Here is a 15,263-nt window from a genome sequence, read left to right as displayed (position 1 = left end):
CGGCGAGGTTGAGCAGCGTCGACTTGCCGGACCCCGAAGGGCCCATGATGGCGACGAGCTCACCAGCGGAGATGGTGAGGTCGGCGTCGACAAGGGCGTTGACGAGGTTCTCGCCCGAGCCGTGGGTCCGGCTCACGCCTTTCAGATGCAGAACGGTCATGGGGGGTACCGCGTTCTCTCTCAGTTGGTTCGGGATCGGTTGAGTTCGGGCGCCGCGTCGGCCGGGTCGGTCTCGCCGACCGCGAACGGCGGCGGCGCGGGCGTCTCGGCGCGGGCCACGACGGCCTCGGTGTGGTCGAGCCAGCGGATCTCCGCTTCCGCGCGGAAGATCATCGACTCCAGCACCAGCCGCCATGCGAGTTCCGCGTGCTCCTCGGCCGCCTTGAGCCGCGTGTACTCCTGCAGCAGACGCAGGGTCGCCCCCCGCTGCCGCTGGATGACGTCGGCGACGTCCACGCCGGGCGTGGTCACCGCCAGGGCCAGCTTGATCGTGAGCTCGTCGCGGGGCCGGTCGGCGGCCTGCACCGGGGACGCGAACCAGCCGGCCAGGTGGCGGCGGCCGCTGTCGGTGATGCGGTAGGGGCGCTGGCCGGAGTCGTTCTCCGGCAGCGCTTCGACGAGCTCGTCGCGTTCGAGCCGGTTGAGGGTGGTGTAGACCTGTCCGATGTTGAGCGGCCAGGTGTTGCCCGTGGCGCTCTCGAACGCGGCCCGCAGTTGGTAGCCGTAAGCGGGTCCCCGTTCGAGCAGCGCGAGGAGGCTGTGTTTGACACTCATGTGCAACCTCGTATCGCTACTAGTCCTCTCCAAGCGGAGAGATACCGAGTATGGCATAGCTGGTATGCAGCAAGCGGATACGGGGTATGGCTATTTCGTCGACGGCCGGACGGCCGGACGGCCGGTGAACCGGCCCGGCTACTCGGTCGGCCCGGCTACTCCGGTCGGCCCGGCCACGGGTCGGCGGCGGACACGCCGACGGCGAGGCGCCAGCGGGCCAGCGCCACGGCCGATTCGCCGTACATGCGCAGGCACAGTTCGCGCTCGTGCGGTTCGGTGGTGACGACGCCCGCGCGCCAAGTGGTGGTCACGCTCGCCTCGACGGCGAGCAGCAGGTCCTGGGCTGCGGCGGCGTCGGCGATCGGGTCGATGTCGTAGCCCGCCAAGGGCGGCGCCGGTTGGAGGCCCTGCTCGGCGTAGTAGTCGAGGATCGCGTCGCGCCGGGAGCGGTGCTCGGCTTCGAGCTCCTCGGCGATCCAGCGCGGGTCGCCGTCGAGGTGCACCGTGGCGGCGCTGTAGGCGTAGATCGCCGCGTACTCGGCGGCGAGGCCGGTGTCCACTACGGTCATGCGAGCACCGCCGCGTGGGCGGCGCGGCAGGCCGCGATCTCGCCGAGGAGCACGGCGTAGTCCGATTCGGTGGTGAGGCAGGCGTCGCCGGCCTCCTCGCTCCCCGCGGACTCGGCCGCGGCGAGCGCGGCGGCGTCCGCCGGGAGCTCGCCGGTCTCGTCGGCGACCACATTGGGCCGCAGCAGCCGCTCCAATGTGGCGGCGTGGGTCAGGTGGTCCTCGGCGAGTTCGCCGAATCCCAGGGCGTCGGCCGCGGCTGCCAGCGTCCGCGCAGTGCGGAGCGCGGCGGTGAGGTCCGCGTCTGAAGTGATGATGTGCGCCGTCTCCCGGGTGCATCCGGCGGCCGTGATTACGGCCGCCCCGACCAGGAGTCCGCGTCGGGTCGTGAACACCCACCCAGTTTCCCAGGCTGCCTTTCCATTCTGTCCCCGGGCGGTTAATCTCGGCCGAATAGGCAACCGGAGGGAAGTGCGCATGGGTTCTGAGCGGCAGCAAGAAGTAGAGGCGATCCTGGCCCCGGCCGTGGCGAAGATCGGATTCGACCTCGAAGGGCTGCAGGTCACCAAGGCCGGCCGGCGGCTGCTCGTCCGGGTCCTCGTGGACAAGGACGGCGGGATCAGTCTGGACGATGTGGCCGTTGTCTCGAAAGCCTGCTCGAAGGCCCTGGACGAGTCGGACAGCACGGGTGGGCCCTTCGCCGACACCGCCTATACCCTGGAAGTGTCCTCGCCTGGCGTGGACCGTCCGCTGACCGAGCCGCGGCACTGGCGGCGTAATATTGGGCGCTTGGTAGCCGTGCACATCGGGGAGGAGCCCTTCACTGGGCGCGTCACGGCCGCCAGCGAGCGGGGGATTGAACTAGAAGCCGACGGCGTGCGCCGCTCGGCTACCTATGCCGAGCTGGGGCCCGGCAAGGTGCAGATCGAGCTGAGATGAGCGTCTGCTCGAAGACGCGGCTCGCACGCCTTGAACGGCCGCGGTGAGGACAACTCAAGACTTAAGGAGAACGGGTGCATATCGACCTGGCCGCGCTGCGGTCGCTGGAACGCGAGCGCGACATCCCTTTCGAGACAATCCTCGGCGCTATCGAATCGGCGCTGCTGACCGCCTACAAGCACACCCCCGGGGCCGATGAGCGCGCGCGAGTAGTGGTGAACCGCGACAGCGGGATCGCGAATGTCCTGGTGCCGGTGCTGAACGAAGAGGACGAGGTCGTCTCGGAGCGCGACGACACCCCCGAGGGCTTCGGCCGCATCGCCGCCCAGACCGCGAAGCAGGTCATCCTGCAGCGTCTGCGCGAAGCCGCCGACGAGGTCAACTACGGCGAGTACTCCGGCAAGGAGGGCGACATCGTCACCGGCGTCGTCCAGGCCCACGGCGAGCGCAACGAGCGCGGGATCGTCACCGTCGACCTCGGCAAGATCGAGGCCACCCTGCCCCTCAACGAGCAGGTCCCCGGCGAGAACTACGAGCACGGCAAGCGCATCCGCGCGATCGTCATCCAGGTGAACCGCACCGCCCGCGGCCCGCAGATCACGCTGTCGCGCACCCACCCCGCCCTGGTCAAGAAGCTGTTCGCGTTCGAGGTGCCCGAGATCGACGAGGGCGCGGTGGAGATCCCCGCGATCGCGCGTGAGGCCGGTCACCGTTCCAAGATCGCGGTGCGCGCCACAACGAAGGACGTCAACGCGAAGGGCGCGTGCATCGGCCCGATGGGCTCGCGTGTACGGGCCGTCATGAGCGAGCTCGGCGGCGAGAAGATCGACATCGTCGACTGGGACGCCGACCCCGCGCGGTTCGTCGCGAACGCCCTCTCGCCGGCGAAGACCCTGTCGGTGAGGGTGGTGGACGAGTCCACCCGGTCCACTGAGGTGATCGTCCCGGACTATCAGCTTTCGCTCGCGATCGGCCGCGAAGGCCAGAACGCCCGGCTCGCCGCGCGCCTCACGGGGTGGCGGATCGACATCAAGTCGGACGCGCACGTCTCCGGTGGAGCGAAGGAGGAGACCGGCCCGGCCGGTGGTGGTCGGCGGTCCGGGAGGTAGACTGATTAGCGGATCGCAACGTGACGCAGCGGTAGTCCGCACCTGTGTGGGGTGCCGCAGACGCGCATCGGCCGATGAGCTGCTGCGCGTCGTCGTTCAACGCTCTGAGGGTTCCCCGAACCGCCTGGTTCCGGACCCGCAGCGCCGCCTCAGCGGCCGCGGAGCCCATGTGCACCACGACCTGAACTGCCTTGAACAGGCAGTTCGCAAGCGTGCGTTCGCCCGAGCCCTCAGAATCGAGGGAACGGTAGACGTTGGAGCGGTGCGAACCCATGTCGAGTCGGAGTCGGCCGAGAGGCCGACTCCCGCACACGAAGCAGGTAGAGACCGAATGAAGACCACGCGATGAAGTTCTGCGAATGAACACGTTGCTAGTCGGTAGATAAGGTCGGCGGGCGCTGCCCGTACGACCTCGAATTGAGGAGTGCAGTGGCAGCAAAGCCCCGCGTACATGAACTTGCCAAGGAACTGGGCACGACGAGCAAGGAACTGCTCGCCCGCCTCGGGGACATGGGCGAGTTCGTGAAGTCAGCGTCGAGCACGGTCGAGGCGCCTGTCGCGCGTCGACTGCGGCAGGAATACGACGCCGCACAGGGCGCCCCGGCAGCGTCGGCCGGGAAGACGGAATCCCCGACGCCCGAGCCCGCCAAGGCGGCGGCGGCCCCCAAGGGCCCGCGCCCGGCGGCACCGAGCCCGTCCAAGATCATGCAGGCCAAGGTCGAGGCCAAGGACGCCAAGTCCGAGGCGAAGGCCGAAGCCGAAGCGAAGAAGGCCGAGAAGAAGGCCGCCCCGAAGCCGGGTGCGGCCGCGCCGAAGCCCGGGCCGAAGCCGGCCCCCGCGCCGGCCCCGGTCGCCCAGCCCACGAGCGCCCGCGACATCGAGGTGGCCGCGGAGCAGAAGCGCGCCGAGGAGCTGGTCAAGCGTCAGCAGGAGCAGGCCGAGGCCGCCAAGCGCGCCGCCGCCGCTCCGAAGCCCGGCCCGAAGCCGGCTCCGGCCGCCCGTCCGGGCGCCCCGAAGCCGGGCCCCAAGAACCCGTTCGGCGTCGGCGGCGCCAACGCCAAGCCGCGTCCCGCTGCCGCCGACGGCGGCGGCGAGCGCCCGGGCGGTCCCCGTCCGAGCCCGCGCATGATGCCTCCGCGCCCGAACCCGGGCATGATGCCCGGTCGTCCGGCCGGCGGCGGTCGTGACGGCGGTCCCCGCGGGGCCCGCGGCGGCGGTCGCGGCGGACCCGGCGGTGGTGCCGGTCGTCCTGGCGGCGGCGGCGGTCGTCCCGGTGGCGGCGGCGGCAACTACCGCGGCACGTTCGGCGGTGCCGGCGGCGGCGGTGGCGCAGCAGGCGGTGCAGGCGGCGGTTCCGGTCCTTCGACCGGCGCACCCGCTCCGTACCGCGGCGGCGGCGGTCGCGCAGGCGGCGGCGGCAAGGCCCGCGGCGGCGGTGCGGCCGGCGCGTTCGGTCGCGGCGGCCCCCGAGGCAAGAGCCGCAAGTCGCGTCGTCAGCGTCGCCAGGAGTTCGACAACCTCGCAGCGCCGAGGATGCAGTCGGGCGCTCCGCGCGGCAACGGCGAGACCATTCGCCTCGCACGCGGCGCGTCGCTCTCCGACTTCGCCGACAAGATCGGCACCCTGCCGGGCACGCTCGTCCAGGAGCTGTTCGGCCTGGGCGAGATGGTGACCGCGACGCAGTCCGTGTCGGAGGAGACCTTCGAGCTCCTCGGCGCCCACCTCGACTGGGACATCAAGATCGTGTCCCCCGAGGAGGAGGACCGCGAGCTGCTGTCGCAGTTCGGCATCGACCTCGACGCGGAGGACAAGGACACGTTCGTCGCGCGTCCCCCGGTCGTCACGGTCATGGGCCACGTCGACCACGGTAAGACGAAGCTGCTGGACGCCATCCGGTCGTCCAACGTCGTCGCCGGCGAGGCGGGCGGCATCACCCAGCACATCGGCGCGTACCAGGTGCACGTCGAGCACGAGGGCGAAGACCGCGCCATCACCTTCATCGACACCCCGGGCCACGAGGCGTTCACCGCCATGCGTGCTCGCGGTGCGAACGTCACGGACATCGTGGTGCTCGTGGTCGCGGCCGACGACGGCGTCATGCCGCAGACGGTCGAGGCCTTGAACCACGCCAGCGCCGCCGGCGCTCCCGTCGTGGTGGCGGTCAACAAGACCGACCTCCCCGACGCGAACCCGGGCAAGGTCCGCCAGCAGCTGACCGAGTACGGCCTGGTCGCCGAGGAGTACGGCGGGCAGACCATGTTCGTCGACGTGGCCGCCAAGCCGCGCATCGGCATCGCGGACCTGCTCGAAGCGGTGCTCCTGACCGCCGACGCCTCCCTTGAACTGGAAGCGTCGGAGTCGGGCAACGCGCAGGGCATCGCGATCGAGGCGCACCTCGACAAGGGCCGCGGCCCGGTCGCGAGCGTCCTGGTCCAGAAGGGCACGCTGCGGGTCGGCGACTCGATCGTCGCCGGCGGGGCCCACGGCCGCGTCCGTGCGATGCACGACGCCGACGGCAACCGTGTCACCGAGGCGACCCCGTCGTTCCCGGTGCAGGTGCAGGGCCTCGCGTCCGTCCCGATGGCGGGCGACGTGTTCCTCGCCGCCGACGACGACCGCATGGTCCGGCAGATCGCCGAGCAGCGTCAGGCTCGCCGCCGCGCCGCTCAGCAGGCGTCGCGCGTCTCGCGCACCACGCTCGAGAACCTCATGGACAAGATCGCCGAAGGCGAGCGCACCACGCTCTCGCTCATCATCAAGGGCGACGGCGCCGGTTCGGTCGAGGCCCTCGAAGAGGCCTTGGTCGCGCTGGAGATCCCCGAGGAAGTGCACCTGCAGGTCATCCACCGCGGCGTCGGTCCGATCACCGAGAGCGACGTCAACCTCGCTGCGGCGGGCGACGGCGAGTCGGCGACGATCATCGCCTTCAACGTTCGCGCCGAGGGTCGCGTCCGCGACATGGCCGAGCGCGAAGGCGTGGACGTCCGGTACTACACGGTCATCTACCAGGCGATCGAAGAGATCGAGACCGCGCTCAAGGGCATGCTCAAGCCCGAGTACGAGGAAGTGGCGCTCGGCACCGCCGAGATCCGCGAGGTGTTCCGCTCCTCGAAGCTCGGCAACATCGCCGGTGCGCTCGTCACGAGCGGTTCGATCAAGCGCAACGCGAAGGTCCGCCTCATGCGCGACGGCAACGTCGTCATCGAGACCACCATCTCGTCGCTGCGCCGGTTCAAGGACGACGCGACCGAGGTCCGCGAGGGCTTCGAGTGCGGTTTCACCTTGAAGAACTACAACAACATCGAAGAGGGCGACATCGTCGAAGCCTTCGAGATGCGCGAGAAGCCGCGCGTTTAGTGCGTCTCCTCGAGACCGAAGCCGCAGCGCGGCTCGGCGAGGCCTTTCGGGGCTTCCGCCGGGCCGCGCTGTCGGCCGTCTACGGCGACCCGGCGATGCGCGCGGCCGACCGCGGCGACTACCGGGCCCTGCTCGCGCAATGCGGGGACGATCCGCTCGGTGTGCTGACCCGGCTGTTCGTGATCGGTGTGCCGGTCCCGGCTGAGGAGGTCGTGAAAGCGTTGGCCCCCTTGGGGTTCGACGAGGCCCGCGAATGCGGCCTGGTGTGGGGGAACTCGGAGTACCTGGCGGGCTGGGGCGCGCAGTTCGAGGGCGAGCGCCTGCTCTTCTCGGACCAGCTCCCGAACACCACGGGCGGCCGCACCCGCGAGCACGTGCTCGGCATCGGCGGCGCCTCGAAGCTCCTCCTGGACGCGACCTTGCGTGAGCCGGTCGGCAGCGCCCTGGACCTCGGCACCGGCTGCGGCGTCCAGGCCCTCGCCTTGGCCGAGCACGCCGCGAGCGTGACCGCGACCGATCTGAGCGACCGCGCGGTGGCCTTCGCGGCGCTGAACGCCGTCGTGAACGGTGTGAATCTCGAACTGCTGCAAGGCGATCTGCTCGCCCCCGTGGCGGGCCGCCGCTTCGACCTCGTGGTCGCGAACCCGCCGTTCGTGATCGCCACGCCCGGCTCGGGCTGGACCTACCGCGACGGCGGCCGCGAAGCAGACGGCATCGCGGCCGAACTCGCGGCGGCCTCAGCCGACCTCCTGAACCCGAACGGCACCATGCAGTTCCTCGCGAACTGGCTGCACCTCGAAGGCGAGGACTGGGCCGAGCGCGTCGCCGGCTGGTTCCCCGACGAAGGCGTCCGCGTCTGGGCCGTCGAACGCGAGAAGCTCGACCCGCTCGACTACGTGCGCACCTGGCAGCGCGACTCCGGCGAGGACCACGACGCCGAGCAGGCCGCCGCCTGGCTCGACTGGTTCGGGTCGAACCGCGTCGAAGGCGTCGGGTTCGGTTTCATCAACGTGCGCCGCATCGAAGGCCCGAGCGAGGTCGTCTGCGAGGAGGCCCGGCACGCGGTCGAGACCCCGTGGCGCGACCGCGTCGGCGACTGGTTCGCCATGCGGGAGCGGGACCTCGAACCCGAGACCCTGTGGCAGGCGCGGCTCCGCGTCGCCGAGGGCGTGGTGCTCCAGCAGAGCGCCGCGGTCGGCGGCGAGGGCTGGGACGTCGACCGCCAGTGGCTCCAGCAGGCGAACGGCATGCGCTACGCCGAGGAGCTCGACCCGCTGGTCGTCCAGTTCATGGGCGCCTGCAACGGCGAAGCGGAAGTCCGCCTGCAGGTCCAGCTCCTCGCCGACACGTACGGGGCAGAGCCGGCGATGCTCTACGCCCAGCTCTACCCCGTGATCCGCCACCTGATCGAGCGCGGCTTCCTCGTCTAGGAACGCAGATAGGCGAGGACCGCCTTCACCCTCCGGTGGTGGTCGCCGTCCTCGCTGCTCAACGTGAGCTTGGTGAAGATGTTGCGGATGTGCTTCTCGACCGCGCCGTCGGAGATGAAGAGCTTCTTGCCGATCGCCTTGTTGGAGTGGCCCTCGGCCATGAGGCCCAGGACCTCCTTCTCGCGGGGCGTGAGCGTCGCGACCGGGTCGTTCTTCCTGCGGCGCACCATGAGCTGGGAGACGACCTCGGGGTCGAAGACCGTGCCGCCGCCGGCGACGCGCTTCAGCGAGTCCATGAAGTCGTCCACGTCGATCACGCGGTCCTTCAGCAGGTAGCCCACCGCGCCGCGCGCGTCGGCGAGGAGGTCGTCCGCGTAGGAGACCTCCACGTACTGGCTGAGGATGAGCACCGGCGCGCCCGGCACGAGCTCGCGGGCGCGGGTGGCGGCCCGCAGGCCCTCGTCGGTGAAGGACGGCGGCATCCGCACGTCCACCACCGACACGTCCGGCCGGTGCTCGGCGACGGCCTCCACGAGGGCGTCGCCGTCGCCGACCTCGGCGACCACCTCGCAGCCGAACTCCTCCAGGAGCCTGACCAGCCCTGAACGGATGAGCACGGCGTCATCGGCCACCACTACCCGCACCCGTCACCCCACCCACCGGCGCCTTCGGCGCCTCTCCCCGAAAACGAGCAAACACTGTTCCTACGCACTAGGAACCTCCACGACGATCACGGTCGGACCGCCGTCGGGGGAGTCGATGGTCCACTGGCCCTCGACGGCTTTGACACGGTCGGTGAGACCCGAGAGCCCGTGCCCCTTCGAGACGTGCGCGCCCCCGATCCCGTTGTCGCCGACCGAGAGCACCAGCCTATCCCCCCAGTCCTCGACCGATACCGTCGCTTTCGACGCCTGTGAGTGCTTCGCGATGTTCGTCAGGCACTCGGCCGTGACGAAGTAGACGGTGCTCTCGACGCTCGCCTTGTAGCGGCCGTTGAGGTTCGTCTCCAGCTCCACCGGCACGAGCGACCGCGCCGCCAGGGCCGCGAGCGCCGCGTCCAGGCCCCGGTCGGTCAGGATCGGCGGGGCGATGCCGCGCGAGAGCGACCGCAGCTCGTCGATGGTCTCCCGCGTCTGCGCGATCGCGGCCTCCAGGGTCGCCTGCGCCGCTTCGGGATTCGTCGCGAGCTGGCGTTTGACGCGGGCCAGTTCCATGCCCAGCCCCACGAGGCGCTGCTGCGGGCCGTCGTGGATGTCCCGCTCGATCCGGCGCAGCGCGTCGGCTTCGGCGGAGGTGGCCGCGTTCCGGGACTCCTCGAGCTGGTCGATCCGCTCGTGCAGGCCGCTGATCGACGTGAGCATCCCCTTGCCGATGAAGGCCTGCGCCAGCGCGAGGCCGCGCAGGACCGGGACGATCGTGAGCGCCATGACCACGCCGCCGATGACCGCGAGCACGGACATCGCGAGGTACGAATCGCCCCAGCCGAGCCAGCGCGTGGCGTACTCGAGTCCGCTCTCGGGCTCCCCGGTGGCGGCGATGATGATCCACCCGTACAGCGGCCACAGGAGCGTCCCGGCCAGGACCGCCCACCACACGATCGCGACCACGAACCCGGTGATCGCCACCGGCAGGATCGCCACGGCCCACAGGACGTTGAGCCAGGACTGCCCGTCCGTGAGGGGCGTCAGGAAGCGCCGCAGGCCCGAGGCGCCTTCGCGGGCGCGCTTGTACCGCGGCCTGGGGAGCTCCCTGCGCAGCACGGCCGGGAGCTGGGCCCGCCCGGCGGCGGCCATGCCGCGCATCGCGAGGAGGGTGGCGGCGCCGATGGGCACGCCGATCCAGATGACGGCGGTGCCGACGCCGAGCAGCGTGCCGACCAGGCCGATGATGAAGGAGGGCAAGGCGATGAAGAACATCGAGAGCAGATAGCCGGTGTCGACGCCCAGTTGTCGCAGGGTTGTTCGCATAGGACAACACTAGAAAGGCCGGGTCGCCGCGGCGACCCGGCCGTCCTGTGTCTTCCTGGTAGGGCCAGCCCTACCTCACATGACTTCGACCCCTGGTCGGCGCGCCTCCCGGGTGGCGATCCCGGCCACCGAGTTCAGCAGGCTCAGGATGCAGATCCCGATCACGAAGTTCAGGCCGGCCGTGGCGATCTGCGAGTCCAGATCGGCCACCACGGTGAACGGGATGAGCACGCCCACCGCGATCACCAGCAGCATGATCCAGACGAAGAAGCTCATCGGCCGCGGCATGAGCAGCAGCAGCATGTGCACGACCCCGGTGGCGAGGATCGCGACGCCGAACGCGCCGAACGCGTACGTGGTGGTGGTCGTGTCGCCGTACGCCCCCGCGTCCGAGGGGGAGAGGATGTGGATGCCGAGGACCCCGCGCACCAGCAGGATGCCGACGAGCGCGACCAGCGCGGCGACCACGGCCGTGCCGAACCCGCCCGCCCAGAGCTTCCCGGCGTCGACCGTCGGGCGCTGCGGTTGCGGCGCCGGCTGGGCGGTCGCGGGGTAGCGCCTCGTCGGTTCCTCGTGGTTCCCGGCCCACCCGCCTTGCGGTGCCGACATGGTTCCTCCTTCTCGACGAAGCCCGCGGACCGCCCGGAGCGGCCCGCTTCCCGGCCTCATGTTGGCAGTAACCCGTGACGGAGGTCGCGAAACCGACGTTTTCGGACTCTGCTAATTTTCATCTCGCGAACGTCGCCGAGCGGGCTAACTCACGAGGCGCACGCTGCGCCCGGGGTGAAAACATCTTGGGGATGTCGGAGGCGGCGCGTAATGTAGAGCGGTGTTCACCGGATGCGCAGAATTCGACCTCCTCCTCCCGCCGGACTCCCGCTCACTGAAGGCCAAGCGCTCCTACGTGCGCCCGATCGTCGCCTCACTGCGGAAGTACGAGGTGGCGGTGGCCGAAGTCAGCGACCAGGACGTCCACGGCCGCACCACCATCGGCGTCGCCGCCGTGGCGGGCGAGAACCGGCACGTCCAAGAGCTCTTGGACGCGTGCGAGCACCACATCGCGGGCCGTCCCGAAGTGGAGCTCCTGAGCGTCCGGCGGCGCGTCTTCGGCCCCGAGGACGATTGACGAAGGCAAGACCAGTAGCGGCTCGCCCACCGGCGAGCGGCGGAGCGGCCTCGGCGAAGCCCGAGAGCCGTCGATGAGTAAGGCGCATCCGAACCGAGGTGCGCGTGTAGCGGAAGGCAGGAGTGCGATGGCAGACGCGTCGAAGCGGGCCCAGGTTTCCAAGCGGGTCATGGAGCTGACCGCCCAGGCGGTGCGCAAGCTCAAGGACCCCCGGGTCGGCATGGTCACCATCACCGACGCGCGCATGACCCCCGACCTGCGCGAAGCGACCGTGTTCTACACCGTCCTCGGCGACGAGGACCAGGTCAAGGCCTCCGCGGCCGGGCTGGAGCGGGCCACCGGGCACCTCCGCACCACCGTCGGACGCGCCCTCGGGATGCGCCACACGCCGTCCATCACCTTCGTGGCGGACACCGTCCCGGACCAGGCCAACCGCATCGAAGAGCTCCTCGCGAAGGCCGCCGCGGCCGACGCCGAGGTCCACAAGATCGCCGAAGGCGCCTCCTACGCCGGCGACGAGAACCCGTACATAGAGAAGGAAGAAGCGGAGGACTCGGAAGAGTCCACCCGGTGACCCCGGAGCGGGACACGACGCCCCGCCCGGCCTCGTACCGGCGCATCGCTTCCCTCGCGATCCCGGCGCTGGTCGTGCTCGCGGCCGAGCCGATCTACCTCCTCATCGACACGGCCGTCGTCGGCCACCTCGGCGCGGTCCCGCTCGGCGGGCTCGCCCTCGGCGGCGTCATCATGGGCCTCGCGCCGTTCATCGGCGCGGTCCTCGCCTACGGCACGACCGCCCGGGCCTCCCGCCGCTACGGCGCCGGGGACCGGACCGGCGCGGTCGCCGAAGGCGTGCAAGGGACCTGGCTCGCGCTCGCCGCCGGCCTCGTCATGATCGTCGCCTTCCAGTTCCTCGCCGGCCCCGTCGCCGGGCTCATGGGCGACGACCCGGCCGTCGAAGCGGCCGCGGCCGAATGGCTGCGCGTCGCCGTCCTCGGCGCCCCCTTCCTGCTCGTCGCCGGCGCCGGCCAAGGCTGGATGCGCGCGGTGCAGGACACCAAGCGCCCCATGTGGTTCGTGACGGCCTCGTTCCTCCTCTCGGCCGTCCTCGCGCCCGTCCTCGTCTACCCCGTCGGACTCGGCCTCGTCGGTTCCGCCTGGGCCAACGCCCTCGCGCAGGCCGTATCGGGCGTGCTGTTCCTCCTCGCCCTGCGCCGCGAAGGCGTCCCGCTGCGCATCGACCGCGAGCTCATGTCGAAGCAGCTCGTCGCCAACGGCGACTTGATCATCCGCGGCATCGCTTTCCAGGTCAGCTCCTTCTCGGCCACCGCCGTCGCCGCGCGCGTCGGCACGGTCGCCCTCGGCGCGCACCAGATCGGCATGCAGCTCTGGTTCTTCGCGGCGCTGGCGCTCGACGCCGTCGCGATCGCCGCGCAGGCCCTCATCGGCGCCGACCTCGGCGCGGGCCGGCCCGCCGCCGCGCGCGCCACCGCGAAGCGGCTGACGATCGTCGGCCTCGGCTACGGCGTGGCCTTCCTGCTCACCGTGCTCGCGCTGCTGCCGGTCCTCCCGGACCTGTTCACCGCCGAGCCGGGCGTCCACGAACAGCTCGGCTACATCTGGCCGTGGCTCGTCCTGCTCCTGCCCGTGGCCGGCGTGGTCTTCGCGCTCGACGGCGTGCTCATCGGCGCGGGGGACCTGCGGTTCATGCGGAACATGACCGTCATCTCGATCGCCAGCGGCCTGCCGTTCACGTGGCTCACGCTCGTCTTCGGGTGGGGCCTCACCGGCATCTGGGGCGGCATCGCCGTGTTCATGCTCGTGCGTCTCGGCATGATCCTCTGGCGTCTGCGCTCGGGTGAGTGGGCCGTCACCGGCGCCGAGCGCGCCTGACAATGCGCATCCCACTATGTGAATTGTGCGCGGAACTCCGCCTGAACCTTCGTTAAGGTGTCGAGGATGAAGACTCATTCATCGACCCGACGGAAGCGCCGCACTCGTCCCGATAATTGGGACGAGGAGAAGGCGGCGGCCCTGCGCGCCCTTCAGGAATCGCTCGACCGGCACCAGTAGCGACCCGCGCGGCGGGTGCGGTGCGGGGCGCGGTTAGCCTCTACGACCGTGACCACAGTGCCGCCCAGATCCGCCAAACCCGCGCCGCAGCCGGGACTCGTCGTCGTCGACAAGCCGCAGGGCATCACCTCGCATGGCGTGGTGTCCCGGATGCGCCGCATCTGCGGCACCCGCAAGGTCGGCCACGGCGGCACGCTCGACCCCATGGCGACCGGCGTGCTCATCGTCGCCGTCGGCAAGGCCACCAAACTGCTGACCTACGTTTCCGGCCTTGACAAGTCCTACGCCGCGACGATCCGGCTCGGCCAGGCCACGGTCACGGACGACGCCGAAGGCGACGTGACCGCGAGCGCCGATGCGTCGGCGGTCGCCGACGACGCGATCCGCGCGGGCCTCGCCGCGATGACCGGCGAGATCGACCAGGTGCCGAGCGCGGTGAGCGCTGTCAAGATCGACGGCCAGCGCGCCTACAAGCGCGTGCGCGACGGCGAGACCGTCGAGCTGAAGGCCCGGCGTGTCACGATCGCCTCGATCGCGATCGAAGCCATCCGCCGCGAGGGCGAATTCGTTGACGTGGACGTGGACGTCTCGTGCTCCTCGGGCACCTACATCCGCGCGATCGCCCGTGACCTCGGCGCCGCCCTCGGCGTCGGCGGACACCTGACCGCGTTGCGGCGCACCAGGATCGGCGGCTTCGGCATCGACACCGCCGCGACCCTGGAGGCGCTCGCGGAGCGGTCCGAGGCGGGCGAACCCCTGGGCGCGCTCACGATGGGCGACGCGGCCGCGCGGCTCATGCCCACGCGCACGGCGACCGAGGTCGAAGCCAAGGCGCTGTCCTACGGCAAGCCGCTCGACGCCGCCGGGATCGACGGCCGGTACGCCGTCCTCAGCGGGGCCGGCGACCTCCTCGCGGTCATGATCGAGCAGGACGGCAAGGCGAAGCCGGAGACGGTCTTCGCGGCGGCGAGCTAGGCGCCCCTGGTCTGGGCCGAGGCCCGGAAGGCGATCGGGGTCATCCCGGTCCGCTGGGCGAAGAACTTGTTGAAGTTGGTGGCGCTGCTGAAGCCGAGCCGGTCGCCGATGCGGGCGGCCGGGATCGGGGAGCAGGCGAGCATCCGCTTGGCCTCCAAGATGACCCGGCGGTCGATGAACTCCTTCGCGGGGATCCCCGCCGCCGCGAGCGTGGCCCGCGAGAGCGTCCTGGGGGAGTAGGCGAGCGCCTCGGCGTAGTCGCTGAGCCGCCGCGAGTTCGCGTAGTCGCGTTCGACGGCGTCGCGGAACGCCAGGTACACCTCGCTCGGGTCCGGCCCGGCCTGCGGCGCGGGCAGGCTCGCGATGCGCAGCACGAGCACCGCGAGGAGGTGGCGGAGCACCTGCAGCCGGGTGTCCAGCGGCAGCCGGTCCGCCGAGTGCTCCCACTGCAGTTGCGTGGTCGCCGCGCGTAGCAGCGCGTGGTCCTCGCTCGAAGGGACGCGCACGACGGGGGCGTGCGGGTCGTCGACGCAGACGCCGATCGCGGTGTCGGGGTCCAGGAACTCGGTCGCGAAGCGGATGACGGTGCCTTCGGCCTGTTCGAGGCCGCCCCACTGCTGGACCTGGCCCGGCCGCGCCCACAGCCACTGGCCCGGCGCGAGGTCGTGCTCGGTGAAGTCCACGCTGTGCCGCACCGCGCCCGAGTTGAGGGTGAGCAGGCAGTGCCGGTCGGAGCGGAACGGCCGCGCGAGGGCGGGCGCGTCGCCGCCCGCGCGCAGGCGCGAGAGCGTGAGGATCTCGATCAGCGGGCCGCGGCCGTCCAGCGGAGCCGGCTCCGGGGAGGGCGTGAAAAGGCGGCCCGTTATGTCATCTTGTCGCGTATTCACCAGCATCGACGGCAAGTTTATCCCTTTTATCGTGGTTCCGCGTTGTGTCTCGATCATAGG

The 15,263-nt window shown here is 70.8% G+C and carries 17 protein-coding genes; 9 read left to right on the top strand and 8 right to left on the bottom strand.

Going from position 1 to position 15,263, the window contains the following annotated elements:
- The 4 genes from O2L01_RS17750 to O2L01_RS17735 all read right to left on the bottom strand — a co-directional run.
- The coding region (locus O2L01_RS17750) for an ATP-binding cassette domain-containing protein (protein WP_270123336.1) at nucleotides 1-160 on the bottom strand (160 nt) is incomplete at its 3' end.
- 20 nt (nucleotides 161-180) lie between these two features.
- A complete protein-coding gene (locus O2L01_RS17745; protein ID WP_270123334.1) occupies nucleotides 181-774 on the bottom strand; it encodes a PadR family transcriptional regulator in 594 nt (197 codons plus the stop codon).
- 155 nt (nucleotides 775-929) lie between these two features.
- Nucleotides 930-1,343 (bottom strand): DUF4439 domain-containing protein, encoded by a 414-nt coding sequence (locus O2L01_RS17740; protein ID WP_270123333.1) that lies wholly within the window; start codon nucleotides 1,341-1,343, stop codon nucleotides 930-932.
- Nucleotides 1,340-1,735: a hypothetical protein gene (locus tag O2L01_RS17735; RefSeq protein WP_270123332.1), complete on the bottom strand. Its 396-nt coding sequence runs from the start codon at nucleotides 1,733-1,735 to the stop codon at nucleotides 1,340-1,342. Before O2L01_RS17735 ends, O2L01_RS17740 begins: the two co-directional genes overlap by 4 nt.
- Nucleotides 1,736-1,817: 82 nt before the next feature.
- Here O2L01_RS17735 and rimP point away from each other — a divergent pair, with 82 nt between their 5' ends.
- The 5 genes from rimP to O2L01_RS17715 all read left to right on the top strand — a co-directional run bounded on the left by rimP (nucleotide 1,818) and on the right by O2L01_RS17715 (nucleotide 8,175).
- Nucleotides 1,818-2,279: a ribosome maturation factor RimP gene (rimP, locus tag O2L01_RS17730; protein WP_270123331.1), complete on the top strand. Its 462-nt coding sequence runs from the start codon at nucleotides 1,818-1,820 to the stop codon at nucleotides 2,277-2,279.
- A gap of 74 nt (nucleotides 2,280-2,353) precedes the next feature.
- A complete protein-coding gene (gene nusA, locus O2L01_RS17725; RefSeq protein ID WP_270123330.1) occupies nucleotides 2,354-3,388 on the top strand; it encodes a transcription termination factor NusA in 1,035 nt (344 codons plus the stop codon).
- Nucleotide 3,389: 1 nt separating this feature from the next.
- A complete protein-coding gene (locus tag O2L01_RS25710) occupies nucleotides 3,390-3,737 on the top strand; it encodes a YlxR family protein (protein ID WP_374727678.1) in 348 nt (115 codons plus the stop codon).
- 80 nt (nucleotides 3,738-3,817) lie between these two features.
- Complete coding sequence (infB, locus tag O2L01_RS17720; protein WP_270123329.1) at nucleotides 3,818-6,745, top strand: translation initiation factor IF-2; 2,928 nt, start codon at nucleotides 3,818-3,820, stop codon at nucleotides 6,743-6,745.
- Nucleotides 6,745-8,175 carry a class I SAM-dependent methyltransferase gene (locus O2L01_RS17715; RefSeq protein ID WP_270123328.1) on the top strand — a complete coding sequence of 477 codons (1,431 nt, stop codon included), beginning with the start codon at nucleotides 6,745-6,747 and terminating at the stop codon, nucleotides 8,173-8,175. Before infB ends, O2L01_RS17715 begins: the two co-directional genes overlap by 1 nt.
- Here O2L01_RS17715 and O2L01_RS17710 read toward each other — a convergent pair.
- The 3 genes from O2L01_RS17710 to O2L01_RS17700 all read right to left on the bottom strand — a co-directional run bounded on the left by O2L01_RS17710 (nucleotide 8,172) and on the right by O2L01_RS17700 (nucleotide 10,751).
- Nucleotides 8,172-8,819 (bottom strand): response regulator transcription factor, encoded by a 648-nt coding sequence (locus O2L01_RS17710; protein ID WP_309299881.1) that lies wholly within the window; start codon nucleotides 8,817-8,819, stop codon nucleotides 8,172-8,174. The genes O2L01_RS17715 and O2L01_RS17710 overlap by 4 nt on opposite strands.
- Before the next feature lie 60 nt (nucleotides 8,820-8,879).
- The gene (locus O2L01_RS17705) at nucleotides 8,880-10,142 is read right to left on the bottom strand and encodes a sensor histidine kinase (RefSeq protein ID WP_270123326.1); all 1,263 of its coding nucleotides are present in this window, start codon (nucleotides 10,140-10,142) and stop codon (nucleotides 8,880-8,882) included.
- A 75-nt stretch (nucleotides 10,143-10,217) separates the two neighbouring features.
- Nucleotides 10,218-10,751 (bottom strand): DUF6069 family protein, encoded by a 534-nt coding sequence (locus O2L01_RS17700; protein WP_270123325.1) that lies wholly within the window; start codon nucleotides 10,749-10,751, stop codon nucleotides 10,218-10,220.
- 220 nt (nucleotides 10,752-10,971) lie between these two features.
- Here O2L01_RS17700 and O2L01_RS17695 point away from each other — a divergent pair, with 220 nt between their 5' ends.
- The 4 genes from O2L01_RS17695 (at nucleotide 10,972) to truB (ending at nucleotide 14,316) form a co-directional block, all read left to right on the top strand.
- Entirely contained in the window at nucleotides 10,972-11,268 is a 297-nt protein-coding gene (locus tag O2L01_RS17695; protein ID WP_270123324.1) for a DUF503 domain-containing protein, read from the top strand.
- A gap of 127 nt (nucleotides 11,269-11,395) precedes the next feature.
- Nucleotides 11,396-11,842 carry a 30S ribosome-binding factor RbfA gene (gene rbfA / locus O2L01_RS17690; protein WP_270123323.1) on the top strand — a complete coding sequence of 149 codons (447 nt, stop codon included), beginning with the start codon at nucleotides 11,396-11,398 and terminating at the stop codon, nucleotides 11,840-11,842.
- Nucleotides 11,839-13,161: an MATE family efflux transporter gene (locus O2L01_RS17685; RefSeq protein WP_270123322.1), complete on the top strand. Its 1,323-nt coding sequence runs from the start codon at nucleotides 11,839-11,841 to the stop codon at nucleotides 13,159-13,161. The genes rbfA and O2L01_RS17685 overlap by 4 nt, the downstream gene beginning before the upstream one ends.
- Nucleotides 13,162-13,389: 228 nt before the next feature.
- Nucleotides 13,390-14,316: a tRNA pseudouridine(55) synthase TruB gene (truB, locus tag O2L01_RS17680; protein WP_270123321.1), complete on the top strand. Its 927-nt coding sequence runs from the start codon at nucleotides 13,390-13,392 to the stop codon at nucleotides 14,314-14,316.
- Here the strand turns inward: truB and O2L01_RS17675 are convergent.
- Nucleotides 14,313-15,209: a helix-turn-helix domain-containing protein gene (locus tag O2L01_RS17675; RefSeq protein WP_270123319.1), complete on the bottom strand. Its 897-nt coding sequence runs from the start codon at nucleotides 15,207-15,209 to the stop codon at nucleotides 14,313-14,315. The two genes, truB and O2L01_RS17675, sit on opposite strands and share 4 nt — an antisense overlap.
- Nucleotides 15,210-15,263 lie beyond the last annotated feature (54 nt).

The organism is Glycomyces lechevalierae, assembly GCF_027622945.1.
Taxonomy (GTDB): domain Bacteria; phylum Actinomycetota; class Actinomycetes; order Mycobacteriales; family Micromonosporaceae; genus Glycomyces; species Glycomyces rutgersensis.
The sequence above is the reverse complement of the archived record's forward strand: the minus strand, read 5'-3'. Positions and strand labels throughout refer to the sequence as shown.

Excerpts from the sequence above, each read along its gene's own strand:
- O2L01_RS17745 (WP_270123334.1), bottom strand. The coding sequence starts at position 774 with ATGAGTGTCAAACACAGCCTCCTCGCGCTGCTCGAACGGGGACCCGCT.
- O2L01_RS17740 (WP_270123333.1), bottom strand. The coding sequence starts at position 1,343 with ATGACCGTAGTGGACACCGGCCTCGCCGCCGAGTACGCGGCGATCTAC.
- rimP (WP_270123331.1), top strand. The coding sequence starts at position 1,818 with ATGGGTTCTGAGCGGCAGCAAGAAGTAGAGGCGATCCTGGCCCCGGCC.
- O2L01_RS17705 (WP_270123326.1), bottom strand. The coding sequence starts at position 10,142 with ATGCGAACAACCCTGCGACAACTGGGCGTCGACACCGGCTATCTGCTC.
- O2L01_RS17700 (WP_270123325.1), bottom strand. The coding sequence starts at position 10,751 with ATGTCGGCACCGCAAGGCGGGTGGGCCGGGAACCACGAGGAACCGACG.
- rbfA (WP_270123323.1), top strand. The coding sequence starts at position 11,396 with ATGGCAGACGCGTCGAAGCGGGCCCAGGTTTCCAAGCGGGTCATGGAG.
- O2L01_RS17675 (WP_270123319.1), bottom strand. The coding sequence starts at position 15,209 with ATGCTGGTGAATACGCGACAAGATGACATAACGGGCCGCCTTTTCACG.